Genomic DNA, 24,473 nt, shown 5'->3' with positions numbered 1-24,473 from the left:
CACGATCATGAGCGCTAGCGAGAATCCGGCTACCAGCTATCTGGATGGTCCGCGTCTGCTGGCAGATGTCGGCGGCACCAATGCCCGCTTTGCGCTTGAGCGCGCACCGGGCCAGATCGACACGATACAAACCCTGCGTTGTGCCGACTATGCCGAATTCGCGCTGGCGGTCGAGGCGTATTTGGCGGCCAGCGCCCATCCGCAAGTGCGCCATGCCGCCATCGCGATTGCCAATCCGGTGCAGGGCGACGACATCAAGATGACCAATCACCATTGGGAATTCTCGATTGAAAACACGCGCCGCCGCCTGAATCTGGATACGCTGCTGGTGGTCAACGATTTCACCGCGCTGTCGATGTCCTTGCCGCATCTGGAGCATGCGCACTGCATCCAGGTCGGCGGTGGCAGGGCGCAGAGCGGAGGCGTGATCGGCCTGGTCGGCGCCGGCACCGGGCTCGGCGTCGGCGGCCTGATTCCGACCGAGGGGCGCTGGATTGCGTTGGGCAGCGAAGGCGGCCACGTCACCTTCGCCCCGGGCGATGCGCGCGAGGCGGCGGTGCTGGCTTATTGCTGGCGTACTTATTCGCACGTCTCGGCCGAACGCCTGGTGTCCGGCCCCGGCATCGAAATGATTTATCAGGCGCTGGCCGATCTGCAGGGCATCGCCAAGCCTGAGCCGCTGCATACGGCGCAAATCGTCGAGCGCGCGCTGCAAGGCCAGGATGCTTTGTGCATGGACGTGGTCGAATGCTTTTGCGCGATGCTGGGAACCGTCGCGGCCGACGTTGCAGTCACCTTGGGAACCTTGGGCGGCTTGTATATCGGCGGCGGCGTGGTGCCGCGCCTGGGCGAGTATTTCGCGCGCTCGCCGTTCCGTGCGCGCTTCGAGAGCAAAGGGCGTTTCGGCAGTTATCTGGCCAAAATCCCGACCTTTGTCATTACTGCGCCTTATCCGGCTTTTGTCGGTGTTGCGGCGATTCTTTCCGAACATCTGGGTGGCGGCAACGCCGTGCCTATCCTGGAAAAAATCCGCAAGGCGCGCGATCAGTTTTCACCGGCCGAGCAAAAAGTCGCCAGCCTGATCCTGGCCCATCCGCGCGCAGTGATGAGCGAACCGATTTCAGAAATCGCCCGGCGCGCCGATGTCAGCCAGCCAACCGTGATTCGTTTTTGCCGCACCATGGGTTGCCAGGGTCTGGCCGATTTCAAACTGAAGCTGGCCTCCGGCGTCACCGGTACGGTGCCGGTCGCGCACAGCCAGGTTCATGTCGGCGATTCGTCGCTGGATGTCGGCGTCAAGGTGGTCGACAACACCATTTCAGCGATGATGGAAGTGCGCGACAATCTCAACGCCGATACCTTGTCGCGAGTGATTGAAGTATTGAGCCAGGCCAGCCGCATCGAGTTTTACGGTTTCGGCAGCTGCGGCCTGGTGGCGGAAGATGCACAGCAAAAGTTTTTCCGCCTGGGCATTCCATCGTCGGCGTACACCGATCCGCAGTTGCAGGAAGTTTCGGCCGCCATGCTGAAAAGCAGCGACGTCGTGGTGGTGATTTCGAATTCAGGACGCTTGCGCCATCTGGCGCCGGCGGTCGAGGTTGCGGTGCATTCCGGCGCCACCATCATTGCCCTGGCGCCGAGCAATTCGCAATTGGCCAAGCGCGCGCACTACACGCTGGCGGTCGAGCACGATGAAAGCAGCATGATGCACATTCCGATGGTGTCGCGGATTTTGCTGTTGCTGTTGGTCGATGTGCTGGCGGTGGGCGTGTCGCTTAACCGTTCCAGTCCGTTTGCCGAATTGCAGCGCCAGGCCAAGCGCGGCATCCTGACGCATATCGCCTCGCTGGGCGAATCCGCCAGCGACAAGATGACGGCTGAAGGCGACGGCAAGCCGGTGCAGTCGGCACGCAGCGAGCAAGAGGTGACCTTGTCGCCGAATGTGATTTCACATATCAAGTAATGATTCGCAGCGCCGCTTACTTTCTTCATCGAGGAGAGTAAGCGGCGCATCTCGGCGCTTCCGCCATCTCTGATCCGCTTTATCGCCACACATCCGTCGCCCCACATTCGCTCTTTGACAGCGGGTGTACAAACTTGTCGCCCATAAAAAATGCCCATTCGCACGCGAATGGGCAAAGTCTGGGGGTTACCCAGGGACGTCTCTCACTAATGCCACTTACGCAGCAAGCACAACGGTAGTGCTGACAAGGTCAACCGGCGCGCCGAGCTCAAGCGGCGCGCCCATCGATGCTTGCCGTCTTAGAACGAGTGGCTGATACCAGTGTAGAACGTGTTTTGGTTCTGTCCAGTCAAGCCAGTGCTGTCGCCGGTTTGAACTTGGAAATCGGTGTTCGAACCATTGCGGATAGTACCGATGCTCGCGTACAGCAGAGTCCGCTTGGACAGGCTGTAGTTGGCGCCCAGCATGAACAGATTGGCGCTGCCTACATCGTGGTTAAGCTTGACGTGATAAGCCGCGCCGATCAGTGTCAGAGCCGGATTCAGCTGGTAGTTGGCGCCGAGCCAGAATTGATTGGCTTTGTTGGCTGCGCCGATGCCGCTAGCTGCCAGAGGCTGTGCCGGTGCTGACAGATTTTGCCAGCCAGCGTACAGTTTGACGGCGCCGATGGTAACGTTGCCGCCGACAGTGATTTCCTTGGAGCGCGAGAACAAGCTGTCGTAAGTGCCGTTTTCGTCACGTGCCGTATCGTACATCGCCAGCAATTCATAGGTTGGCTGTACGAAACCAATTGCGAGACCGGTGCTGTTGCCAATCCCTGAACCAGCTGGTCCGCGGGTAAACGATCCTGCCGCTTCGCCAGCGCCGTACATGGCGTGCACGTAGAGGCCGCCCATATCTGGCGTGATGTACTGAATCTGGTTGCTGGTTTGTGGCCAGTTGCGGCCTTTGAACAAGGTCGCAGTGCTCATGTTCTGTTGGCCGGTAGGATCGATGCTCCATACCCGGTCGCTTGGCAGCGCCAGATCGCGGCCGATTTTCACGGTACCGAAGCCACCGTTCAAGCCAACAGTCGAACGGCGATTAAACAGACCAGTGCCGTTGAAACGGCCGGTGTCGGCTTGGAATCCGCTTTCTAGGGTAAACATCGCTTTCAGGCCGCCACCCAGATCTTCGGTGCCCTTGAAGCCGATCATGCTGGTACCCCATTCGTTGCCGCCGACACCCCATTGACCGCCGCGGATGGTGTTGCCATTTGCGTCTTTGCCTACTTGATTGCTTTGGTAGTTGATGCCTGCGTCAACGCGACCGTAGATGATCACATTGGTTTGCGCTTGGGCCTGGCCAGCGAAGGCGCAAGCCAGAACTGCCGCAACCGCGAGTGGCTTGGCCAACGGCATGGCTTTCAAAACAGATTTTCTCATTTCATCTCCTAAGTAAAAATGTGGCGTTGACCACTGCTTTCCGAGTCTTGTGCTGCTCGAAATTCTTGAACCGGGCTTCCGTTATTGCTTGTAGTAATGCCGATTTCTTTGTTGTTAAGAATGGTAAACCGGTTTGTGAAATTTTTGTTTTATTTGTGTAGTTTTACTATATTTCTGTTGCTAATTTACAGCACTGGCTGATTTTTCATGCATGTAACGCATAGTTGTGGCAGCGGAAAGGTCTATTGAAAAATACCCTTGTTTAGTGATCTTCTTATTTGTTTATTTAAGGAAATTCTTTAATCTGTATTTTTACTACAAGTAATTTTGATACATTTTCCTGGCACTACGAGCGTTTGCGAGTGAGGCGTTTGCCGTCTTAGATCTTTTCCAGTAGTCCATGCACTTGCGCCAATTGCGGCGGTTTGGCGCCGGCGTTCAGGCAGGCAGCCGAACCGCAGGCGACTGAAAATCGCAGATGCTGCAACCAGTCGGGGGCTGACGGCTGATGGGATGTTTCCGATGCCAAAGCGGCTTCCTGTATCAGCGAGTAGATCAGGCCGGCAATGCCGGCGTCGCCGGCGCCTACCGTGTCGACAACGGTGATAGATGGCGGTGCCACCTGCCAATATTGATCGCCCGCATGGATCGCGGCGCCCTGGGAGCCCAAGGTCAGCAATACGGTTGCATCCGGATTGAAGCCGCGCAGCGTCGCCAAGGCGGCCTCGGAATCATCGGTGCGGAACAAGCCGGCCAGATCTTCATCCGAGACTTTGATGACGTCCGCCAGTTGTGCCATCTTTTTCAGCACCGGGTCATAGCGCTGATCCATCACATTGCGAAAATTCGGGTCATAGCTGATTTTTACGCCGCGGCTGTGCAGATCCTCGGCCAGTTCGATCAAGTGCTCGGCCAGCGGCGAGCGCGTCAGGCTGATGCCGCCGAAGTGTACCCATAACGCCGCCTGCTGCCAGTCGGCGGGCAGTGCGCCGGGATCGAAAGACAGGTCGGCGCTGTTGTCGCCGATGAAATTGTATTGCGGCGGCGTGGTTTCATAGACCACCGCCAGCAGCGGCGAGCGCGCCGCCCGCTGCAGGAAGCGCAGATCGAGTCCGGCAGCCTGGCTGGCGGCAAACAGTTCGTCGCCGAACCAGTCCTGGCTGATGGCGCCGGCAAAGGCGGATGAGGCGCCCAGGCTGGCGGCGGCGCGCGCCACGTTCCAGGTCGAGCCGCCGGTTTTGCTCAGCCATTGATCGGCGCCGACCCGGATCAAATCGGTGAGTGCTTCGCCGGCGCTGACGAATTGGGGGAAGGGTTGAGCGAGTTTGGTGGTTTCAGACATGACAGCATCCATGCAATGTTTAATGTGGTTTGTTCAAGCGCTTATTCAAGCAAGCTATTCAAGCGGGCTGCCGACAGCGGCCAATGCTTCCAGATAAGCGCCCATCGGATGATAGAAATCGGTTTTGCCGTGTGGCGGTTTTTCGGGACCATAGCGCAGGTTGTTCCGCTGCAGGATGCGGTACCAGCCACCGCGCTCCTGGTCGATCAGATGTGCGCTGCTGTATTCCCACAACTTGTTGTAGCTGTCCCAATAAGCGTCGTCGCCGCTGCGGGCCGCCAATAGGGCCGCGGCGGCCAGCGATTCCGCCTGCACCCAGAAATATTTGTCGCCGTCGCAGACACTGCCATCCGGCGCCAGCCCGTACACCAGGCCGCCGAATTCCTGATCCCAGGCGGCCGGCATGGTGACATCGAACAATGCCCGGGCGCGCGGCAGCAGCCAACCGGCGTCGCCTTGCAAATGTGCGCGGTGGCGTTCCAGCAGCAACAGCAGTTTGGCCCACTCGGTCATGTGGCCGGGCTGAAAACCCCACGGACGGAACATGTTGCTGCTGTCGTGGCGGTTGTATTCCCAGTCCACGCTCCAGTCGGCGTGGTAGTGTTCCCAGATCCAGCTATCCGCCAGCGCTGCTTGCCGGACTGTGATGTTGTGCGCCAACAGCTCGGCGCGCTGCAGATAGCGCTGCTCGCCAGTCGCTTCAAAGGCGGCGATCAGGGTTTCGCAACTGTGCATGTTGGCGTTCTGGCCGCGGTAAGGCGACACTACACCTGCGGGTGTCGCTTCGTCGGCGTACAAGCCGTCCGCTTCCGACCAGAACAATTTCTCCATCAAGTCAAAAGTGGCAGCGACGCCGTCGGCTGCCTCGCCGATGCCGATGCGCAGGGCATGAGCATGCGCCAACAGCACGAACGCCAGGCCGTAGCAATGTTGGGTGCGATCGACGGCGACGCCGTTTTCCAGCACCCAGGCATAACCGCCGTAAGACGGCTGCCAATGTCGTTGCTGCAGGAAGTGCAAGCCGTGCCGCGCTGCATCTCGATATTCTTCCTTGCCGTCGAGGCGCCAGGCCAGGGCGTAGCAGAACACCATCCGGCTGCTGTTGACCAGGTGCCGGCTGGCGCTGTCGTAGACGCTGCCGTCGTCGTTCAGATAATGGAAGAAGCCGCCGTTCGGATCAATCGCGCGCGGATGAAAGAAGGCGATGTCGCGCCGCATTCTGTCGCGCAGGAATTCCGGATCGCGATAGTTGGCTGGGGTGGCGGCTGGTCTCATGGTTGTATTTTTTATAGGTGCGTCGCTGGCGATAAAGCGTCGTCAACGGAAAAACGAATCGAATTGCATGTCGAACTGCTGCAAGGCTTTTTGCGCGTTCTGCATTTTCTTGCGGAATTCGGGGCCGCGCTTGAGCGCCAGTCCAACTGCCAGGATGTCGATCACCACCAGATGCGCCAGGCGCGCCGAGATCGGCGTGTAGGGGTCGATATTGAAGCTCAGGTCGATCGGCACCAGCACCGTGGCCAGTTCGGCCAGCGGCGTGCCGCTAGGACCCAGCACGATAATATCGGCGCCGCCTTTTTTTGCCAGCTGCACGCTGCGCAGCAGGGCGGCGTTGCCGCCGCGCTGCGAGATGGCGACCACCGCATCGCCCGGTTGCAGCAGCGATGCCGCGATGCTGTGGATATGCGGATCGGAGTAGGCGACGGTGGGCACGCCGGAGCGGAAAAATTTATGCTGGGCGTCCGCCGCAACGATGCCGGAAGTGCCCTGGCCGTAGAATTCGATCTTGTTCGCCTTGAGCAAAACGTCCAGCGCTTTCTGGATTGCATCGGCGCTTAAATGGTTGCGCAGATCGAGCAGGGTGTTGATCGAACGGCTGCAGATCTTGTTGACCAGATCGGCGGCGATATCGTCTTGCGCCAGCATTTCGTTGGCGCCCGGCAGCGCCACCGCCAGGCTTTGCGCCAGTTTCAGCTTGAAATCATGCCAGCCCTCGTAACCGATGGCGCGGCAAAAACGCACCACCGTCGGTTCCGACACTTGTGCGTTTTTCGCCAGGGCAGTGATGTTTTCCGCCAACGCCAGCTGTGGATTATCGAGTATGGTCAACGCGACTTTCTTCTCCGACTTCGACAACAAGTCGATCTGAGTCCGGATCGCGTCCAGTAGCATGGTCATTTTATAGTTCCGGCAACGCTTCTTCGCGCCATTGCAAGCCGTCGCGTGCAATCAGGGCGCTGGCCGCGGCCGGCCCCCAGGTGCCGGCGTTGTAGGGAATCGGATCATCTTCTTCCTGATCCCAGAATTCCAGGATCGGTTCTACCCATTCCCAAGCGGCTTCCAGTTCGTCGCTACGCATGAACAGTGTCAATTGGCCGCGCAAGACGTCCAGCAGCAAGCGCTCGTAAGCTTCCATGCGCGGCGATTTGAAGCTTTCGCGGAAATTCAGTTCCAGCTCGACCGGTTTCAGGCGCATGCCGTCGCCCGGCGTCTTGGCCATCAGGTTCAGAGTCAAGCCTTCGTCCGGCTGCAAGCGGATGACCAGGCAGTTCGGTTCAAAGCTGCTGTTCGGCTGGGCAAAAATCGAATGCGGAATGGTCTTGAAGCGAATCACGATTTCCGCCAGTTGATCGGCCATGCGTTTGCCGGTGCGCAGATAAAACGGTACGCCGGCCCAGCGCCAGGTATCGACTTCGGCCTTGAGCGCGACGAAGGTTTCGGTGCGTGAGTGCGGATTGGCGTCGGCTTCCTTGCGATAGCCCGGTACGGCGACGCCTTCGACATGGCCGGAGCGGTATTGCCCGCGCACCACGTTTTGCGCCAGCGTAGTCGGCGTGAAGCGTTTCAGCGAACGCAGCACCTTGAGCTTTTCATCGCGTACTGCATCTGGCGTAATCGATACCGGCGGTTCCATGGCGACGATGCACAGCAGTTGCAGCAAGTGGTTTTGCAGCATGTCGCGCAAGGCCCCTGAAGTCTCGTAGTAGCCCATGCGGTTGCCGACTCCCAGTTCTTCGGCAATCGTGATCTGCACATCGGAAATCCATTCACGGCGCCACAGCGGTTCAAACAATACATTGCCGAAGCGCAGCGCCAGCAGGTTTTGCACCGTCTCTTTGCCCAGGTAATGGTCGATCCGGAAAATCTGCGATTCGGAAAACACTTCGCCAACTTCGGCGTTGATCTGCTTGGCGCTGGCGAGGTCGCGGCCCAGGGGTTTTTCCAGCACCACGCGTGAGTTGGCGGTAGCTAGGCCGCTGGCAGCCAGGTTTTTACAGATTTTTGAAAACAGGCTGGGCGGCGTCGCCAGGTAAAACACATTGGTAATCGCGTGGTCGGGCCGCATGGCTTCGACCAGTGCTTTGTACGAGCCGGCATCGGTGGCGTCCATGCCGACGTATTTGATGCGTTTGCAAAAGCGCTGCCAGATGGCGGCGTCGAAACTTTCCTTGCCGATATGCGGCTTGGCGTCGCGCTCTACGTGCTTGATGAAATCCTCATCGCTGCTGTCATGGCGGCCGATGCACAGGATGCGCGCATCCGGCGGCAAATCGTTAGCGCGGTCGCGCGCATACATTGCAGGCAGCAGCTTACGCATTGCCAGATCGCCGGTGCCGCCAAAGATTGCCAAATCAAATTCTGCAAGAGCCATGATAAATAAGACCTATAAATTACTACCGCTAGTGAGAGATGGATGCCGGGTGGCGAAGAAAATATAATCTTGTTATGACAAAGCCGAACGCGCCATCGCGATCAAGCCGTTGGTCGAACTGTCGTGGCCTTGCGGAGCAGGGGCGGCGGTCAATTCGCTCAGGATATTGCTGGCCAAAACCTTGCCCAGTTCGACACCCCATTGGTCGAAACTGTTGACGTCCCAGATAACGCCCTGGACGAATACCTTATGTTCATACAAGGCGATCAGCGCGCCCAGGTTGGCCGGCGTCAGCGCCTCCATCAGGATGGTGTTGCTGGGACGATTGCCAGGGAAGGTGCGATGCGGCAGCAGGGCGGCGATTTGTTTGGCCGGCATGCCTTTGGCCTGCATTTCCGCTTGTACTTCGTCCGCATATTTGCCGCGCATCAGTGCTTCCGACTGGGCGAAACAGTTGGCCAGCAGCGCGGCTTGATGGCCGGGCAAGTGATGGCTGGCGTTCAATGTCGCTATAAAATCGACCGGCGTAATGTCGGTGCCCTGATGCAGCAATTGAAAGTAGGCGTGTTGGCCGTTGGTGCCGACATTGCCCCAGATGATCGGGCAAGTTTCTTCCCCAAGCGGACTGCCGTCGAGGCTGACGCGCTTGCCGTTGCTTTCCATGTCAAGCTGCTGCAGATAGGATGGAAAACTTCCCAGGTCCTGGTGATAGGGGGCAATCGATACCGAGCGGTAGTCAAAGAAATTGCGGTACCAGACGCCCAGCAAAGCCAGGATCACCGGCATGTTTTGTTCCAGCGGCGCGTTTTGGAAATGCTGGTCCATGGCGTGCGCACCGGCCAGGAATTCGCTGAATTGCTCGAAGCCGACCGCCAGCGCTACCGGCAAGCCGATCGACGACCACACCGAATAGCGGCCGCCGACCCAATCCCAGAACGGGAACATATTGGCGGCGTCGATGCCGAACGCCGTGACGCCCTCGACATTGGTGGAGACGGCGACGAAATGTTTGCGTAAATCGGACTCTTGTGCGCCGGCCGCATTTTGCAAAAACCAGCTGCGCGCAGAGTGCGCGTTCATCATGGTTTCCGCGGTGGTGAAGGTTTTCGAGGCGATGACAAACAGCGTGGTTTGCGGATCGACTTGGGTCAGCACTGCATCAAGATCGTCGCCGTCGACGTTGGAGACGAAGTGCAGATCCAGATCGGCCCGCTGGTAGGGGCGCAGCGCCTGGCATACCATCTTGGGGCCGAGGTCGGAGCCGCCGATGCCGATATTGACGATATCCGTGATCGGCTTGCCGCTGTATCCCAGCCATGCTCCGGAACGAAGCGCGTCGGTAAAAGTCTGAATTCTCGCAAGCACCGCGTGCACATCGGCGCTGACCTGCTGGCCGTCCAGTTCCAGTGCAGGCAGGCGTGGTGCTCTTAGCGCCGTGTGCAACACCGCGCGATTTTCGGTGGTATTGATTTTTGCGCCGGCAAACATGGCCTGGCGCTGCGCTTCGACCTGGCGTTCGCGCGCCAGGGCAAACAAGTGCGCCATGGTCTCCGCGCTGACATTGTTTTTTGCATAATCGAGGAATAGGCCGGCTGCTTTGAGAGAGAACTGTTCAAAGCGGGAAGGGGTGGCGGCAAACAGTTCGCGCAACGATAAATCCTTGATCGCTGCGTAATGTGCATGCAAGGCTTGAAAGCTGGCAGTAGTATTAAGCGCTGGTTGTGGCATATCCGGAGTCTTTATTGTCGGTCAGGAATTTATACGACTATACAACGTCGGCGGTAATTTCACTACAAATTATTTTACGGTGTATCTGTTTGGAGTTGCTTTTCGGTATGTGATAACCAAGCAGCTTGCTGTTTTCTCCAGATGGCTGAGGTGGTTTGCTGTATGTTTAAGCGTACTGCTTTGCGGATAGAGCGGGTTGGTTTGAAAAACCGGTAAAGAAAAAGCAAGCGGTGGTAAAAATCGCTGTAAGTTGGCATTGCGGGATTATTTTGTAGTAAAATTTCAAATTTCTACTGTTTCAAGGATTAAATCATGTCTGTTCAAGCCAGCGTCGCCAAAGTCACCGAACGTATCGTTGCACGCAGCCAGCCTTATCGTAGCGCCTATCTGGCGCGTCTGGAGCATGCGCGCCGCCAGGATGTGCAGCGTGGGGCGCTGTCATGTACCAATCTCGCGCACGGTTTTGCCGCATTTCCAACCAATGACAAGTTGAGGCTGAAACAGGATAAAAGTTCATCGGTCGCGATCGTGTCTTCGTATAACGACATGTTGTCCGCGCACCAACCGTTCGAACGTTATCCGCAAATTATCAAGGATGCGGTCCACGCCGCCGGCGGCGTCGCCCAGTTTGCCGGCGGTACGCCAGCCATGTGCGACGGCGTGACGCAGGGCCAGCCGGGGATGGAATTGTCCTTGTTCTCGCGCGATGCGATTGCGATGGCGACTGCGATTGCACTGTCGCACAATATGTTCGACGCCGCGGTCTATCTCGGCATCTGCGACAAGATTGTGCCTGGCCTGTTGATCGGCGCTCTGCATTTCGGTCATTTGCCGGCGGTGTTCATTCCCGGCGGGCCGATGACCAGCGGCATGACCAACAAAGAGAAAGTGAAGATCCGCCAACTCTACGCGGAAGGAAAAATCGGCCGCGCCGAATTGCTGGAGGCGGAAGCCAAGTCTTATCACAGCGCCGGCACCTGTACTTTCTACGGTACCGCCAACAGCAACCAGATGCTGATGGAGGCGCTCGGTTTGCATCTGCCCGGCTCGGCATTCATCACCCCGAATACGCCGCTGCGCGACGCCTTGACCGCCGAGGCGGCGCGCCAGGCTTTGAGAATCGTCGACCGCGGCAATCAGTACTTGCCGGTCGGCCATGTGGTCAGCGAGAAAAGCATCGTCAACGCCATCGTCACGTTGCTGGCGACCGGCGGCTCCACCAACCACACCTTGCATCTGGTGGCGATTGCCAAGGCCGCCGGGATCGTCATCGACTGGAACGATTTCGATGCGCTGTCCGCCGTGGTGCCGCTGGTCACCCGGATTTATCCAAACGGCGACGCCGACGTTAATCATTTCCATGCTGCAGGCGGCACCGGTTTCGTGATTCGCGAATTGCTGGATGCCGGCCTGATGCATGAAGATGTCAAGACCATCCTTGGCGACAGCCTGCGCGCGCATTGCGCCGAGCCGTTCCTGGAAGGCGAGTCGGTGGTATTCAAGCCGGCGCCGAAATTAAGCGGCGATGACTCGGTATTACGGACTGCCACTGCGCCATTTTCCGCTGACGGCGGCTTGCGCCTGCTGACCGGCAACCTGGGACGCTCGGTCATCAAGATTTCTGCGGTGAAGAAAGAGCATTGGGTAGTGCAAGCGCCGGCGCTGGTGTTCCATTCGCAAGATGCGTTCATGAAAGCTTTCCGCGCCGGCGAACTGGATCGCGATTTTGTTGCGGTATTGAGCCATCAAGGCCCGCGCGCCAACGGCATGCCGGAATTGCACGCCTTGACGCCGGCGCTGGGGATTTTGCAGGACGCCGGCCGCCATGTGGCCTTGATTACCGATGGCCGCATGTCGGGCGCGTCGGGCAAGGTGCCGGCAGCGATCCATGTGACGCCGGAAGTGCTGGCCGGCGGCCCGCTGGGCCTGGTGCGCGACGGCGACATGATTCGCATGGACGCCGAGCAGGGTATACTGGAAGCCTTGGTGCCCGCCGCAGAATGGGCGCAGCGCCAGCCGCTGGCGACCGACTTATCCGCCAATCAAGTTGGCATGGGCCGCGAACTGTTTGCGATGTTCCGCAATACCGTGAGCGCGGCCGAAGAGGGCGCTACCAGCTTTGGCTTGCCGCCTGTTTTGCATAGCCCGGAAACCGCCGACCATTCGGAACAACCACAGAAAGCCACGATATGACATCCACAAATCTCCTTTACGGCAACCAATTGTTAGACATCATGCGTGCATCGCCGGTGATTCCGGTGATTGCGATCGACGATATCGCGCATGCAGTGCCGCTGGCGAAAGCCCTGGTCGCAGGCGGGATTCGCGTGCTTGAAGTGACTTTGCGCACGCTGCATGGGCTGCCGGCAATCCGCGCCATCGCTGAGCAAGTACCGGGCGCGATTGTCGGCGTCGGCACCTTGACCCAGGCTGACGAATTCGTCGCGGCCCGCGATGCGGGTGCGGTGTTCGGCGTTTCTCCTGGCTTGACGCCGGCCTTGATCGCTGCCGCCAAATCCAGCGGTCTGCCTTTGTTGCCGGGCGTGATGACGCCGTCCGAAGTGATGGCGGCGCGGGAAGCCGGTTTTCGTCAGCTGAAGCTGTTCCCGGCGGTGCCGGCGGGTGGCGTCGGCATGTTGAATGCGATTGCCGGTCCTCTGGGCGATGTCACATTTTGCCCGACCGGCGGCATTTCGCTGGATAGCGCGCCGGAATTCCTGGCTTGTAAAAATGTCGCCTGCGTCGGCGGTTCCTGGCTGACGCCTAAAGACCTGCTGAAATCCGGCGACTGGGCGCGCATCACTGCACTGGCTGTAGCCGCCAGCCAGTTGCGCAAGGCGCTGTAAGCCAACTCTCTCTCCCTCCCGAAGAAGTCGCCATGGTTATCCAGCCATGGTGATTTCTTCGACTAGCTTTACTCCCTTCTGCTTCCTCTTTATTCCCCCAGCTTTTATTGCTGAAAGAATCATATTTTTCCCGTGTTTAGCTGGAAAATGTTGTGCTATCTTGGTCTTCAGACATTCGGGTAATAGCTTTTCCCAATCTCATTACTAGACGTCATCAAGAAAGTTGGGTATAATGGCAAACTCTCAACAACATTGTGCTGCCTCAACTGCACATTTTTGGGTTTCGTGACTCGCGTCAGCGGGTTGTCTTACGCTTCGGCAGCGCCGGAGTTTCATCAAAGTCGGGGATGTCCTCGCATTCTTTGCCGCCCCATGCGGTAGTCGGCTTGTTCAATGTCCTCCCCGCGGGAAGACCGGACGAGATCATAAAAAATCGATTTGTATGTCGCGCTGACGGGTTCCGGCTATACCTATGCTGTCCTGTGCCTGGCGTCATTCAATACGCAGCGGAAAAGAAAGCCGGTTGCGCGCTTGTCGGCAAATGCCGGCGTGTCGCGACACGCGTTTTGCTTGCCGCTGCTTATGCAAGGGAGTAAGCATGACGAATCGCTATCGCAACGCCATGGTTGGAGCAGCCGTCACTATGTTGGTCGTGGCTGCCATTGGCTGGTCGATCGGCCCCGCCGTTATCCATCAATATCAGGGTGATCTGCTTTATTACACCGGCCGTCATCTGGTGCTGGTCGGATGGTCGATGTCGCTGGCGCTGCTGTGCGGCATTCCGGCCGGCATCGTGTTGAGCCGGCCGTACTTTGCCCGCCATGCCGAAAAATGGATGCAGATCTTCAATATCGGCAACACCATTCCCTCCATGGCGGTACTGGCGCTGGCGCTGGCCTTGTTCGGCATCGGCGACAAGCCGGCCATCATCGCCTTGTGGCTGGCGTCGCTGCTGCCTATCGTGCGCAATACCTATGAGGGTTTGCGGCAGGTCTCGCCGGCGATGAAGGAGGCGGCCAAGGGCATCGGCATGAAGCCGCTGCAGGTATTGTTCCGGGTCGAGCTGCCGAATGCCTTGCCGATTATCGTCGGCGGTGTCCGTACCGCACTGGCGATCAATGTCGGCACCGCGCCATTGTCGATCCTGATTGGCGGCGAAAGCCTGGGCGGCCTGATTTTTCCAGGCATCTATCTGAACAACCACGGTCAACTGCTGCTGGGCGCTACCGCCACCGCAGTGCTGGCGCTGATGCTGGACGCGATCGTCTCGCTGGGCAGCAATGCTTACCTGAGCAAGCGCGGTCTATTGCGCTGATGGCGGCCTAATCTAATAAGGAAAAGAATATGCATACATTACATTTCGAAGTGTCACGCATAAGGTTATTGTTCGCCTTCACGCTTGGCCTGCTCGGCATGGCGCAAGCGAGCGCGGCCGGTCTGGTGGTCGGCGGCAAGAACTTTACCGAGCAATTGATTCTGTCGTCCATGACACAGCAGTATCTGAGCGCCAAAGGTTATGCGGTCGATTTGAAGAGCGGCCTCGGCACTACCATCATGCGTCAGGCGCTGGAAAGCGGCCAGATCGATATCGTCTGGGATTACACCGGCACCGCCCTGATCGTGTACAACAAGATCGATGAAAAGCTGGACCGGGAGCAATCCTATCAACGGGTCAAGGAACTGGATGCGCCGAGGAAACTGGTCTGGCTCAAGCCATCTGAATTGAACAACACTTATGCGCTGGCAGTGCCGCAGCAACGCGCCGATGAAGAGGGTTTGAATACCATCGAAGATCTGGCGAACAAGATTAATCAGGCGCGTCAGCAAGATCCCGATAAAAAATACCTGATGGGAGTCGATTTCGAGTTTGCTTCGCGCCCGGATGGCCTTGGCCCGCTGCAAGCCTTATATGGCTTCAACCTGGACCGCAGTGAAGTAAAGCAGATGGATGCAGGCCTGGTGTATACCGCCTTGCATAACGATCAGTTGAATGTCGGGCTGACGTATTCGTCTGACGGCCGGGTGCAAGGCTTCAATCTGAAGCTGCTGCAGGATAACAAAGGGTTTTTCCCTTTTTATAGTGCGGTGCCGATAGTGCGCAAGGAAATCCTGGACGCCAACCCGCAACTAGCCGAACAACTGAACGCGTTGTCGGCCAAGATCGATACCGCCAAGATGACCGAGATGAATAAGAAAGTGGATATCGACCAGCTGCCGATAGCCCAGGTCGCCGCGGATTTCCTGCGCGCCGAAGGTTTGATTCAAGGACGGGACGCCGAATGACATTCTTTAATTATTTACTGAGCGCCTGGCCGGAAATCCTGCATCTCACGATTCAGCATCTGATGCTGGTGGGGATTGCGGTCGGCCTGGCGATTCTGATCGGCGTGCCGCTGGGCGTGGTGATGATCCGCCACCGCTGGCTGGCCAGTCCGCTGATGGGGCTGGCTACCGTGATTCTGACCTTGCCGTCGATCGCCCTGTTCGGTTTGATGATCCCCTTGTTTTCCCGTTTCGGCCAAGGAATTGGGCCGCTGCCCGCGATTACGGCAGTGTTCCTGTACTCCTTGCTGCCGATCATGCGCAACACCTATCTGGCGCTGGACGGCATTGACCACGGCATCAAGGAAGCCGGGATCGGTATCGGCATGACCTTCTGGCAGCGCTTGCGGCTGGTCGATCTGCCCTTGTCGGTGCCGGTGATCCTGGGCGGCGTGCGTACCGCCGTGGTAATGAATATCGGCGTGATGGCGGTGGCGGCGATTATCGGCGCCGGCGGTCTGGGCGTCTTGATCCTGCACGCCATCAGCCAAAGCAATATGCAAAAACTGGTAGTCGGCGCGGTATTGATCAGCTTGCTGGCGATTATCGCCGACATGCTGCTGCAGGTTCTGCAGCGGCTGCTTACACCGAAAGGAATGCAAAAATCATGATTCAACTCGACCAACTCAGTAAAGTATTCACCCAAAAAGACGGCAACAAGGTGAAGGCGGTGAATGAGGTTAACCTGACGGTTGCCGAAGGTGAAATCTGCGTGTTCCTGGGGCCTTCCGGCTGCGGCAAGACCACTACGCTGAAAATGATCAACCGCCTGATTACGCCGACTTCCGGCCGCGTACTGCTGAACGGCGAAGACACTACCGGCCTCGATGAAGTCAGCTTGCGCCGCAAAATCGGTTATGTGATCCAGCAGGTGGGCTTGTTTCCCAACATGACCATCGAAGAAAATATTACCGTGGTGCCGCGTCTGCTCGGCTGGGACAAGAAACGTTGTCACGAGCGCGCTACCGAATTGATGGCGATGGTGGCGCTCGATCCCAAACGCTTCCTGTCGCGCTATCCGCGTGAGATGTCCGGCGGCCAGCAGCAGCGCATCGGCGTGATCAGGGCCTTGGCGGCCGATCCCCCGGTGTTGTTGATGGACGAGCCGTTCGGCGCCGTCGATCCGATCAATCGCGAATCGATTCAAAATGAATTTTTCCAGATGCAACGCCAGCTCAACAAGACCGTCATCATGGTCAGCCACGATATCGACGAAGCCATCAAGCTAGGCGACAAGATCGCTATTTTCCGTGCCGGCAAACTGGTGCAGGTGGATCATCCGGATACTTTGCTGGCGCGTCCCAAGGATGAATTCGTCGGCTCTTTCGTCGGCCAGGATGCAACCTTGAAGCGCCTGCTGCTGGTGCGCGCCGGCGACGCCGCCGCCAACTCGGCGACCGTGCTGGAAGACGCCAGCATGGCGGCCGCCTACGGCGTGATGGACGAACACGATTATCGTTACGTGACGGTCACCAATGCTGCCAATCATGCGCTGGGTTATGTGGCGAGGCGCGACGCGCGCGGCGCGCAGGGCCTTTGTATCGATAAGATGAAGCCGTTTGCCGTCAGCGCCGCGCCGGATGAAAATCTGCGCGTGGTGCTGTCCAAGATGTACAAGCACAGCACCAGCTGGATGCCGGTGATCGGCCAGGACAATAGCTACCTGGGAGAAGTGACCCAGGATTCGATCGCCGATTATCTCAGTTCCGGCCGCACGCGCGCTTAGTCATTCTTGCGGCGGCAGGTATACGCGGGGTTTGCGCAATGAGCGCAAACCCCGCGTTGCATTTACAATCTACGGTTTTGCTACTCAGCGCCGTCATTTCAAATCCATGTTCAAGTATTCAAGGTGTTCCCGCGGAGCTAGCGCATGACGGCTGGCGTGATTGCTTTGGTATTGTGCGCGGCCTTGCTGCATGCATCCTGGAACGCCATGCTGAAAAGCAGCGGCGATCGTTTGTGGGCCATCACCTTGATGACCATCGGTTCTGCCATAGCGGCGGTTCCCATTGTGCTGTGGGCGCCGCTGCCGGCGCCTGCCAGTTGGCCCTATATTCTGCTGTCGGTAGTTTTGCACGCCGGTTACAACCTGTTTTTAGTCCGCGCTTACCGGGCTGGCGATTTCGGTCAATCCTATCCGATTGCACGCGGTTCCTCGCCATTGCTGGTGTCGCTCGGGGCCGCCCTGACGGCCGGCGAGCAGTTGGGAGCCCTGACCCTGATTGGCGTGGCCTTGATCTCGCTCGGCATCATCAGCCTGGCGCAGATCAAATTCAAGCGCGGCGGCAGCCCAGCTGTCAGCGGGCAATGGGATGCCCCATTGTCGGCGTTCACCACCGGCCTGTTCATCGCCGGCTACACCATCGTCGATGGCCTCGGTTCACGCCTGGCTGGCAGCGCCGCATCCTACGCCGGCTGGATGTTCTTGCTCGACGGCTTGCCCTTGCTGGTGATTTATCTGTCGATGCACGGCAGCTTGCGGATTGCCCTGCGTGAGCGCGCCACCTGGAATGCACTGGGCGGCGGCGCGATGTCGCTGCTGGCGTATGGCATTGTGATTTGGGCGATTACCTTGGCGCCTATGGGGCCGGTATCGGCTTTGCGTGAAACTTCGGTATTGTTTGCAGCATTGATCGCCCGCCTGTTTTTGGGCGAGGCGCTGACCGTGCGCAGGCTATTGTCTTGCGCGGTAATAGCGCTGGGGGCAGTGATGCTGGGATGGTCGACATGAAGTATTGATTACAATGTATTACTTACGACACGCCCAATAAAAAATGCCGCTGAAATTTTCAGCGGCATTTTTATTTATGACGAGAATTGCAAAGCGATCATCAAGACCGCTCGGCTTATTCAGCGTTACTTAGCGGTCGCCAAACGAGCGACGAGCGCCGCTGTCGTTCGAACGATTGCCTTTGTAACCGCCGCCACCGCCGTCTTTACGCGGTGCGCCTGGCTTGCTGAAAGTACGGCCGCCTGGTTTAGCCGGGCCGCCACGGTTGTCGCCTGGTTTCCAGCCGCCTGGTTTGTGGTTCGAGCGCGGAGCAGATGCCGAACGCTTTGGTTCGAAACCTTCAACCACATCGACCGGGATCAATTGCTTGGTGAAACGTTCGATGCGCTTGACGTTGACGCCTTCAGCATGATTCACCAGCGATACCGCAACACCGTTACGGCCGGCACGGCCGGTACGGCCGATACGGTGGACGTAGTCTTCCGGGAATTTCGGCAGATCGTAGTTGAATACGTGGGTGATGGCCGGGACGTCGATGCCGCGAGCGGCAACGTCGGTAGCTACCAGAACGCGCACTTGACCGCGACGCAGGCTGTCCAGGGTGCGGTTACGCGCGCCTTGGTGCATGTCGCCATGCAAAGCGGCAGCCGCGAAACCGGCGATGTTCAGACGGTCGGCGATAGTGTCGGCATCACGCTTGGTGGCGGTAAATACCACCGCTTGATCCATGGTGACGTCGCGCAGCAGGTGATCCAGCAGGCGATTCTTGTGCGACAGATCGTCGACGAAGTGAACCTTCTGTTGAATGTTTTCATGCTTGGTGGCGGAACCGGCGATCTGAATGATCAGCGGGTTCTTGGTGATGCGCTTTGCCATGTTGCCGACAACGCCATCCAGCGTCGCCGAAAACAGCATGGTTTGACGCGACTCAGGCGTAGCGTCGACGATTTTTTCGATGTCGTCGATGAAGCCCATGTCGAGCATGCGGTCAGCTTCGTCCAGCACCAGGATTTGCAGTTGCGAGAAATCGATCTTGCCAGATTCCATATGGTCGATCAAACGGCCTGGAGTAGCGACCAGAATTTCAGGATTCTTGGCCAGCAGTTGCATTTGCTTTGGATAAGGCATGCCGCCCAGGATCGAGATCGCCTTGACGCGCTTCATGTGTGAACCGTATTTGTCGGTAGCGGTAGTCACTTGCAAAGCCAGTTCGCGGGTCGGTGTCAATACCAGCATCTTTGGTTGTGCCGGCTTGAAACGTGGACGCTCGCCGCGTGAACGGGAGGCTTGCATTTCTTGATTAGGGGTCTTGCCAGCCGGAGCAGCTTGTTGCTCCGAGGCGAATTTGTGCAATGCCGGCAGCATGAATGCTGCAGTCTTGCCGGAACCGGTTTGCGAGGAAACCAGCAAGTCACGGCCTTCGATAGCGGCAGGGATAGCTTGTTCTTGAACGCCTGTGGGTTTTGTGTAGCCAGCTTCGGTCAGTGCTTTGATAACGGACGTGTGGAGGCCTAGTGATTCAAAAGTCATTTTTTTCTTTCGTAAAGTGCAGCGTCATAGACTACAGACAGTCGACCATGCGACGAATGCAGCGAACGCAAAAAAGCAACGCCAACCAACGAAATGACTAAGAAACAAATACAAAGAAATTTCGGCACAAAAGCTTTGCGCCGGGACGGTGTCAGGATCGACACACAAGGCGGGAGGGCTTTTACAATGCGATGTCCCAATTTAAGGCCAGGACACGCTTAGGCTTGCGCAGCTACTTATTGTTTTTTACAGCGTCAATGGAATAGATATGATCGGAATCCAGTAACTGGCTGTCTGCGTTCATATTGCAACGCAGCACAGAATAATACATTACTTTTACATTTGATGCAGCTAATTCATGCGACTGCTGTGAATTAGCTGCCGATTTGCGGCTGTAGCGTTGTTCGCGCGCATGTTTTGCGCATTCAGATACAGGCAAATATTTGCAATTCAATAATGGGAGCAGCCTTATGGAAAATAACGATGCCGACGCGGCTGCTCACCAGATTATTCGGCGATACCGCCTACCACACGCGAGAAGCCGCCGTCGACATAGGTGATTTCACCGGTGATGCCGCTGGACAGGTCCGACAGCAAGAAGGCGGCGGTATTGCCGACATCCTCTACCGTAACGTTGCGGCGCAGCGGCGCGTGTTCAGCCACAAACCCCAGGATCTTGCCAAAACCTTTGATGCCGCTCGCGGCCAGGGTCTTGATCGGGCCGGCTGAAATGCCGTTCACGCGCACACCCTTGGGGCCTAGCGATCCAGCCAGGTAGCGGACGCTGGCTTCAAGCGACGCCTTGGCCAGGCCCATCGTGTTGTAGTTGGGGACGACGCGTTCCGAACCCAGGTAGGTCAGTGTCAGCAGCGCTGAATTCGGGCGCAGCATCGGCAGTGCGGCTTTTGCCATTGCCGGGAAACTGTAGGAAGAAATATCGTGCGCGATCTTGAAACCTTCGCGCGACAGGCCGTCCAGGAAATCGCCGGCAATCGCTTCGCTGGGAGCGAAACCGATAGCGTGCACCAGGCCGTCCAGTTGATCCCAGGATTTGCCGAGGTCGGCGAACAAGGCGTTGATTTGCTCATCGCTGCCAACGTCGCAGTCGAAAATCAATTCGCTATCGAATTCTTTGGCGAAATTAGTGATGCGTTCCTTGAAACGCTCGCCTACGTAGGTAAACGCCAGCTCGGCGCCTTCGCGCTTGCAAGCTTGCGCGATGCCGTAAGCGATCGAGCGGTTGGACAGCAAGCCCGTGATCAGAATTTTTTTGCCTTGCAGGAATGCCATATTGACTCCAGATGTGCGCGCCGTTAGTGCCGCAGGCGCTTGGTGTGATTCTTGTTGAACAGGGCAAGATTGTAGGGGTTCACCGCGCTCACGGCAACTCTGTCAGCACTGCCGGCAATCACGTATTTTTGATATCGAGCGTGGTTTTAAAAAAACCGTGGCGCGCGCAGTGCGGCGCCATGGGTTTTTTGATCCGGTGTTGCTGGAAATATCAGCCGCGCGCGCCTCGGGAAGAGGCCAGGACCACCGGCTTGCCGCTCTTTTTGGCTGCCACCTTGTTCTTGCTGCTGCGGCTAGCCGTTGCAGTCGCCTTATGGTAGCGCACGTTGTGGCCGGCTTGCTTGCTGCCGGAGTTCGAGGCTACCATGCGGTTCGGCACTTGCAACTGCAGGCTTTGACCGCGGCTGACGCCGTCATGGCGCAAGCCGTTCCATGCTTTCACCTGGCTCACGCTGACGTGATAACGCGAGGCGATCGAGGCCAGGGTGTCGCGCTTACCGACCTTGACGTAGATGCGGCGGGTTTCGGGAGCGTCCGGGGTGACTGCCATGGTGGCGTTGTCGGCTACTTCGGCGGTGATATCGCTGCTGGCGGCTTCGGTTTTCGGCACCAGGATGGTGGAACCGGCCTTTAGCAGCATTCTTGGCGGAATGTGGTTGACTTCGCGTATCACCGCCGGTGTGGTGTCGAAGCGGGCGGCGATGGTTTCAATCCGTTCGCGGGCGCTGCTGACGGTATGCGAGGTCCAGGAAGAAAGCGTCTGGGTCCACTTGGTCAGGTTGTTCTTGAATTTCTCCGCATTGCTTTCAGGCAGCAGGATCTTGGTGTCGCTGCTGCCGATGATCACCGGGCGGTTGAATTGCGGATTCAGGGCCTTGAATTCATCCAGCGACAGTTCCGCCAGCTGGGCGGCGACCTTGACGTCGATATCGCGGGTCTTGCCGATAGTGACAAAGTAAGGCTGGTTGTCCACCTTAGGCAGCGTGATGTTGTACATGTCCGGCGCTGCAATGATGTTCTTGACCGCTTGCAGCTTGGGCACGTAATTGCGGGTTTCCGCCGGCATCAGCGGCGCCAGGCTGTTGAAATCGATCGGCAGGCCGGCGGCCTGGTTCTTGTTGATGGCGCGCTGCACCGAGCCTTCGCCCCAGTTATAGGCAGCCAGCGCCAGTTGCCAGTCGCCAAACATGCCGTACAGTTTTTGCAGGTAAGTCAGCGCGGCGTCGGTGGAAGCCAGGACGTCGCGACGCTCATCCTTGAACATGTTCTGCTTGAGATTGTAGTCGCGTCCGGTAGCCGGCACGAACTGCCACATGCCCGCCGCCTTGGCGCTGGAATAGGCTTGCGGATTGAAGGCCGATTCGATGAACGGCAACAACGCCAGTTCAGTCGGCATGCCGCGTTTTTCCAATTCTTGTACTACGTGAAACAGATAGCGCGAAGCGCGCACCGTGGTGCGTTCGAAATAGTCCGGGCGGGCGCTGTAAAAATCGGTTTGGCTGACTACCTGCTGGTTGTCCAGATCGGGGATGCCGAAACCTTTGCGGATGCGAGCCCAGATGTCGACCTGCTCCATGCCGAGCATGCCGGCGCTGGGATCGTTCGGGTCAATCAAGCTGAAAGTGGGGGTGTAGATGGAAATGTCGTTGGCCTGGGCCAAGAGCGGGGCGCCGAAAAAAGCGAGCGCGGCAAAAGCGAAAGTCTTGAGTTTTAGCTGATACATGGGTTCAATTTATGTGACCGGGATGTCATCAACCGGTAATAATGGATTAGACGCAGTGTACGTAAGGCGGTTTTCTCCCGTCAAGCAAAAATTGCACTGTTACAAGCGATAAGTGATTGATTTATTAGGTATTACTTTTAATAAATCGATATGCGGAGACTATATAACCGACATTTACAATGAATCACTGCGCAGCCGTTCCGGCTTGCCGATTTATTTGAAATTGTTTTTCCATTCGCGCAGCGCGGCAAATGCCGCAACCGGGTCGGCTTGCTGGTGTTGGCCGATAAGGCGGCCGCTGGCGCGCAGGCTGGCAAGAATGGTTGGCTGCTGGTAACGCAGGAAGGGGTTGGTGGCGTTTTCCAGAGCGATGGTCGAGGGTACGGTGGCTTGCTGCCGTTCGCGTTTGGCTTGTTCGTTTGCCATGCGGGCCGCCAGGGCGGAATTGTCCGGCTCTACCGCCAGCGCAAAGCGCAGGTTCGACACGGTATATTCATGCGCGCAATACACTTGGGTGTCATCCGGCAAGCGGCTCAGCTTCGCCAGTGAATCGACCATTTGTCCCGGGCTGCCTTCGAACAGGCGCCCGCAACCGCCGGCGAACAGCGTGTCGCCGCAAAACAGCCAAGGCTGGCCTTGCGCCACATAGGCGATATGGCCGCTGGTATGGCCAGGCACGTCCAGCACCGATAATTTCAGCCCCAGTTGCGGAATGGCGGCAATATCGCCTTCGCTCAGCGTCTGGCTGACGCCGGCGATGGTTTCGCCGGCAGGGCCGAATACCGGGATGTTGAAATGCCGCAGCAAAGTTTGTACGCCGCCGACATGGTCAGCATGGTGATGTGTCAGTAAAATAGCGACAAGTACCAAGCCATGGGCGTCGAGTGCGGCCAGAATCGGCTGGGCGTCGCCAGGGTCGACCACCGCAGCATGGCGGCCATCGTTGATCAGCCAGAGATAATTGTCGTTAAATGCCGGCACTGCCAATACATTCAAGGGCTTACTCATTGACTCACTCAGCGATTCATTCAGAGATTTATCCATTAAGGCAGGCATGGCACATCCGTCGTCAGAAAAATCCATTATAGCGCTCGGCCCCTGGCTGCAGACGCCCACCGGCAGTTACATGCTGGAATGGGAGCAGGCGCGTCTGGACGCGATGACGGCGGATATTTTCGGCTTCAATGCGATGCAGATCGGCGTGCCGCAAATCAAATCCTTGCAAGCCAACCGGATGCGCCACAAGTGGCTGACAGATAGCCGCCTGCCCGAGGCCGGCGAAGCGCATGCCGGGGTGGTGGTGACTCATGATTTTGCCGAATTGCCGTTTGCCTCGCAGAGCCTGGATCTGGTGGTGTTGCCGCATGTGCTGGAATTCGCGGCCGAGCCGCATCAGATCTTGCGCGAGGTCGAACGGGTGCTGATCCCGGAAGGGCAGGTTATCATTTGCGGTTTCAATCCGGCCAGCCTGTGGGGTATCCGGCAAACCGTCGGCCGCATGTCGGGCGTGCACTTCTTGCCGCAGAACGCCGAGTTCATCAGTTTGCTGCGCCTGAAAGACTGGCTGAAACTGCTGAACATGGAAGTCAATCGCGGCCATTTCGGCTGTTACGCGCCGCCGTATACCAGCAGCAAATGGCTGCACCGCTTCGCCTTCATGGAGAAGGCCGGCAATCGCTGGTGGCCGTATTTCGGCGCGGTATACATTGTGCAGGCGATCAAGCGCGTGAAAGGCATGCACCTGATCGGCCCCGCTTTCAGCAAACAGGTAATCAAGGCTGGGCGGGGGGTGCCGGCCACTAACAAGATTCACAAGACGGATCAGGGCGGAGCAGAGTAGTAAGCTAGTGTTTTCAACACGCGGCGGGCTGAGCAGCCTTGGTGCGCCGTCATAACAAAGCAGTGAAAGTGAATCATACAAG

At 57.8% G+C, this 24,473-nt stretch carries 19 protein-coding genes; 9 read left to right on the top strand and 10 right to left on the bottom strand.

Annotated elements, in window-relative coordinates:
* The first annotated feature begins 7 nt into the window (after positions 1 to 7).
* Positions 8 to 1,963, top strand: a complete 1,956-nt coding sequence (locus KHU33_RS07950) for a glucokinase (RefSeq protein ID WP_407928255.1) — start codon at positions 8 to 10, stop codon at positions 1,961 to 1,963.
* Positions 1,964 to 2,262: 299 nt separating this feature from the next.
* Here the strand turns inward: KHU33_RS07950 and KHU33_RS07945 are convergent, their stop codons facing one another.
* The 6 genes from KHU33_RS07945 to pgi all read right to left on the bottom strand — a co-directional run bounded on the left by KHU33_RS07945 (position 2,263) and on the right by pgi (position 10,109).
* Complete coding sequence (locus KHU33_RS07945) at positions 2,263 to 3,387, bottom strand: porin (RefSeq protein ID WP_211462138.1); 1,125 nt, start codon at positions 3,385 to 3,387, stop codon at positions 2,263 to 2,265.
* A 379-nt stretch (positions 3,388 to 3,766) separates the two neighbouring features.
* Positions 3,767 to 4,729, bottom strand: a complete 963-nt coding sequence (locus KHU33_RS07940; protein WP_230414121.1) for a carbohydrate kinase family protein — start codon at positions 4,727 to 4,729, stop codon at positions 3,767 to 3,769.
* Between the two features lie 54 nt (positions 4,730 to 4,783).
* Positions 4,784 to 6,004: an AGE family epimerase/isomerase gene (locus tag KHU33_RS07935; protein WP_211462134.1), complete on the bottom strand. Its 1,221-nt coding sequence runs from the start codon at positions 6,002 to 6,004 to the stop codon at positions 4,784 to 4,786.
* A gap of 42 nt (positions 6,005 to 6,046) precedes the next feature.
* Positions 6,047 to 6,901, bottom strand: coding sequence for an SIS domain-containing protein (locus KHU33_RS07930; RefSeq protein WP_092398567.1), 855 nt, complete (start codon positions 6,899 to 6,901; stop codon positions 6,047 to 6,049).
* A 7-nt stretch (positions 6,902 to 6,908) separates the two neighbouring features.
* A complete protein-coding gene (gene zwf / locus KHU33_RS07925; protein WP_211462132.1) occupies positions 6,909 to 8,381 on the bottom strand; it encodes a glucose-6-phosphate dehydrogenase in 1,473 nt (490 codons plus the stop codon).
* 72 nt (positions 8,382 to 8,453) lie between these two features.
* Positions 8,454 to 10,109, bottom strand: a complete 1,656-nt coding sequence (gene pgi, locus KHU33_RS07920) for a glucose-6-phosphate isomerase (RefSeq protein WP_211462130.1) — start codon at positions 10,107 to 10,109, stop codon at positions 8,454 to 8,456.
* A gap of 312 nt (positions 10,110 to 10,421) precedes the next feature.
* Between pgi and edd the strand changes: the two genes are divergently transcribed.
* The 7 genes from edd (at position 10,422) to KHU33_RS07885 (ending at position 18,008) form a co-directional block, all read left to right on the top strand.
* The gene (gene edd, locus KHU33_RS07915) at positions 10,422 to 12,302 is read left to right on the top strand and encodes a phosphogluconate dehydratase (protein ID WP_211462128.1); all 1,881 of its coding nucleotides are present in this window, start codon (positions 10,422 to 10,424) and stop codon (positions 12,300 to 12,302) included.
* Entirely contained in the window at positions 12,299 to 12,955 is a 657-nt protein-coding gene (locus tag KHU33_RS07910; protein WP_230414120.1) for a bifunctional 4-hydroxy-2-oxoglutarate aldolase/2-dehydro-3-deoxy-phosphogluconate aldolase, read from the top strand. Before edd ends, KHU33_RS07910 begins: the two co-directional genes overlap by 4 nt.
* Positions 12,956 to 13,598: 643 nt before the next feature.
* A complete protein-coding gene (locus tag KHU33_RS07905) occupies positions 13,599 to 14,270 on the top strand; it encodes an ABC transporter permease (RefSeq protein WP_230414124.1) in 672 nt (223 codons plus the stop codon).
* 29 nt (positions 14,271 to 14,299) lie between these two features.
* A complete protein-coding gene (locus tag KHU33_RS07900) occupies positions 14,300 to 15,238 on the top strand; it encodes a glycine betaine ABC transporter substrate-binding protein (protein ID WP_211462124.1) in 939 nt (312 codons plus the stop codon).
* Positions 15,235 to 15,888: an ABC transporter permease gene (locus KHU33_RS07895; protein WP_211462122.1), complete on the top strand. Its 654-nt coding sequence runs from the start codon at positions 15,235 to 15,237 to the stop codon at positions 15,886 to 15,888. Before KHU33_RS07900 ends, KHU33_RS07895 begins: the two co-directional genes overlap by 4 nt.
* Positions 15,885 to 17,003, top strand: coding sequence for an ABC transporter ATP-binding protein (locus tag KHU33_RS07890; RefSeq protein ID WP_211462120.1), 1,119 nt, complete (start codon positions 15,885 to 15,887; stop codon positions 17,001 to 17,003). Before KHU33_RS07895 ends, KHU33_RS07890 begins: the two co-directional genes overlap by 4 nt.
* A 144-nt stretch (positions 17,004 to 17,147) precedes the next feature.
* Complete coding sequence (locus tag KHU33_RS07885; RefSeq protein WP_211462118.1) at positions 17,148 to 18,008, top strand: DMT family transporter; 861 nt, start codon at positions 17,148 to 17,150, stop codon at positions 18,006 to 18,008.
* 129 nt (positions 18,009 to 18,137) lie between these two features.
* Here the strand turns inward: KHU33_RS07885 and KHU33_RS07880 are convergent, their stop codons facing one another.
* The 4 genes from KHU33_RS07880 to gloB all read right to left on the bottom strand — a co-directional run bounded on the left by KHU33_RS07880 (position 18,138) and on the right by gloB (position 23,559).
* A complete protein-coding gene (locus KHU33_RS07880; RefSeq protein WP_211462116.1) occupies positions 18,138 to 19,538 on the bottom strand; it encodes a DEAD/DEAH box helicase in 1,401 nt (466 codons plus the stop codon).
* Positions 19,539 to 20,045: 507 nt separating this feature from the next.
* Positions 20,046 to 20,828, bottom strand: a complete 783-nt coding sequence (gene fabI, locus KHU33_RS07875; RefSeq protein ID WP_211462114.1) for an enoyl-ACP reductase FabI — start codon at positions 20,826 to 20,828, stop codon at positions 20,046 to 20,048.
* A gap of 211 nt (positions 20,829 to 21,039) precedes the next feature.
* Positions 21,040 to 22,551: a transglycosylase SLT domain-containing protein gene (locus tag KHU33_RS07870; RefSeq protein ID WP_211462112.1), complete on the bottom strand. Its 1,512-nt coding sequence runs from the start codon at positions 22,549 to 22,551 to the stop codon at positions 21,040 to 21,042.
* A 213-nt stretch (positions 22,552 to 22,764) separates the two neighbouring features.
* Entirely contained in the window at positions 22,765 to 23,559 is a 795-nt protein-coding gene (gene gloB / locus KHU33_RS07865; protein ID WP_230414119.1) for a hydroxyacylglutathione hydrolase, read from the bottom strand.
* Positions 23,560 to 23,605: 46 nt separating this feature from the next.
* On the opposite strand from gloB, the gene KHU33_RS07860 reads away from it, so the two are divergent.
* Positions 23,606 to 24,391, top strand: coding sequence for a class I SAM-dependent methyltransferase (locus KHU33_RS07860; protein ID WP_211462110.1), 786 nt, complete (start codon positions 23,606 to 23,608; stop codon positions 24,389 to 24,391).
* Positions 24,392 to 24,473 lie beyond the last annotated feature (82 nt).

It is taken from the genome of Collimonas silvisoli (genome assembly GCF_018305005.1).
GTDB classification, from domain to species: Bacteria; Pseudomonadota; Gammaproteobacteria; order Burkholderiales; family Burkholderiaceae_D; genus Collimonas; species Collimonas silvisoli.
Note: the sequence above shows the minus strand (reverse complement) of the source record. Positions and strands in the feature narration are given on the sequence as shown.

What these genes read in the sequence shown, in the direction of transcription:
- KHU33_RS07895 (WP_211462122.1), top strand. Translation starts at nt 15,235, where the DNA reads ATGACATTCTTTAATTATTTACTGAGCGCCTGGCCGGAAATCCTGCAT.
- KHU33_RS07885 (WP_211462118.1), top strand. Translation starts at nt 17,148, where the DNA reads ATGACGGCTGGCGTGATTGCTTTGGTATTGTGCGCGGCCTTGCTGCAT.
- KHU33_RS07860 (WP_211462110.1), top strand. Translation starts at nt 23,606, where the DNA reads ATGGCACATCCGTCGTCAGAAAAATCCATTATAGCGCTCGGCCCCTGG.
- edd (WP_211462128.1), top strand. Translation starts at nt 10,422, where the DNA reads ATGTCTGTTCAAGCCAGCGTCGCCAAAGTCACCGAACGTATCGTTGCA.
- KHU33_RS07890 (WP_211462120.1), top strand. Translation starts at nt 15,885, where the DNA reads ATGATTCAACTCGACCAACTCAGTAAAGTATTCACCCAAAAAGACGGC.
- KHU33_RS07950 (WP_407928255.1), top strand. Translation starts at nt 8, where the DNA reads ATGAGCGCTAGCGAGAATCCGGCTACCAGCTATCTGGATGGTCCGCGT.
- zwf (WP_211462132.1), bottom strand. Translation starts at nt 8,381, where the DNA reads ATGGCTCTTGCAGAATTTGATTTGGCAATCTTTGGCGGCACCGGCGAT.
- KHU33_RS07870 (WP_211462112.1), bottom strand. Translation starts at nt 22,551, where the DNA reads ATGTATCAGCTAAAACTCAAGACTTTCGCTTTTGCCGCGCTCGCTTTT.
- pgi (WP_211462130.1), bottom strand. Translation starts at nt 10,109, where the DNA reads ATGCCACAACCAGCGCTTAATACTACTGCCAGCTTTCAAGCCTTGCAT.
- fabI (WP_211462114.1), bottom strand. Translation starts at nt 20,828, where the DNA reads ATGGCATTCCTGCAAGGCAAAAAAATTCTGATCACGGGCTTGCTGTCC.
- KHU33_RS07910 (WP_230414120.1), top strand. Translation starts at nt 12,299, where the DNA reads ATGACATCCACAAATCTCCTTTACGGCAACCAATTGTTAGACATCATG.
- KHU33_RS07905 (WP_230414124.1), top strand. Translation starts at nt 13,599, where the DNA reads ATGTTGGTCGTGGCTGCCATTGGCTGGTCGATCGGCCCCGCCGTTATC.
- KHU33_RS07930 (WP_092398567.1), bottom strand. Translation starts at nt 6,901, where the DNA reads ATGCTACTGGACGCGATCCGGACTCAGATCGACTTGTTGTCGAAGTCG.
- gloB (WP_230414119.1), bottom strand. Translation starts at nt 23,559, where the DNA reads ATGAGTAAGCCCTTGAATGTATTGGCAGTGCCGGCATTTAACGACAAT.
- KHU33_RS07945 (WP_211462138.1), bottom strand. Translation starts at nt 3,387, where the DNA reads ATGAGAAAATCTGTTTTGAAAGCCATGCCGTTGGCCAAGCCACTCGCG.
- KHU33_RS07935 (WP_211462134.1), bottom strand. Translation starts at nt 6,004, where the DNA reads ATGAGACCAGCCGCCACCCCAGCCAACTATCGCGATCCGGAATTCCTG.
- KHU33_RS07900 (WP_211462124.1), top strand. Translation starts at nt 14,300, where the DNA reads ATGCATACATTACATTTCGAAGTGTCACGCATAAGGTTATTGTTCGCC.
- KHU33_RS07940 (WP_230414121.1), bottom strand. Translation starts at nt 4,729, where the DNA reads ATGTCTGAAACCACCAAACTCGCTCAACCCTTCCCCCAATTCGTCAGC.
- KHU33_RS07880 (WP_211462116.1), bottom strand. Translation starts at nt 19,538, where the DNA reads ATGACTTTTGAATCACTAGGCCTCCACACGTCCGTTATCAAAGCACTG.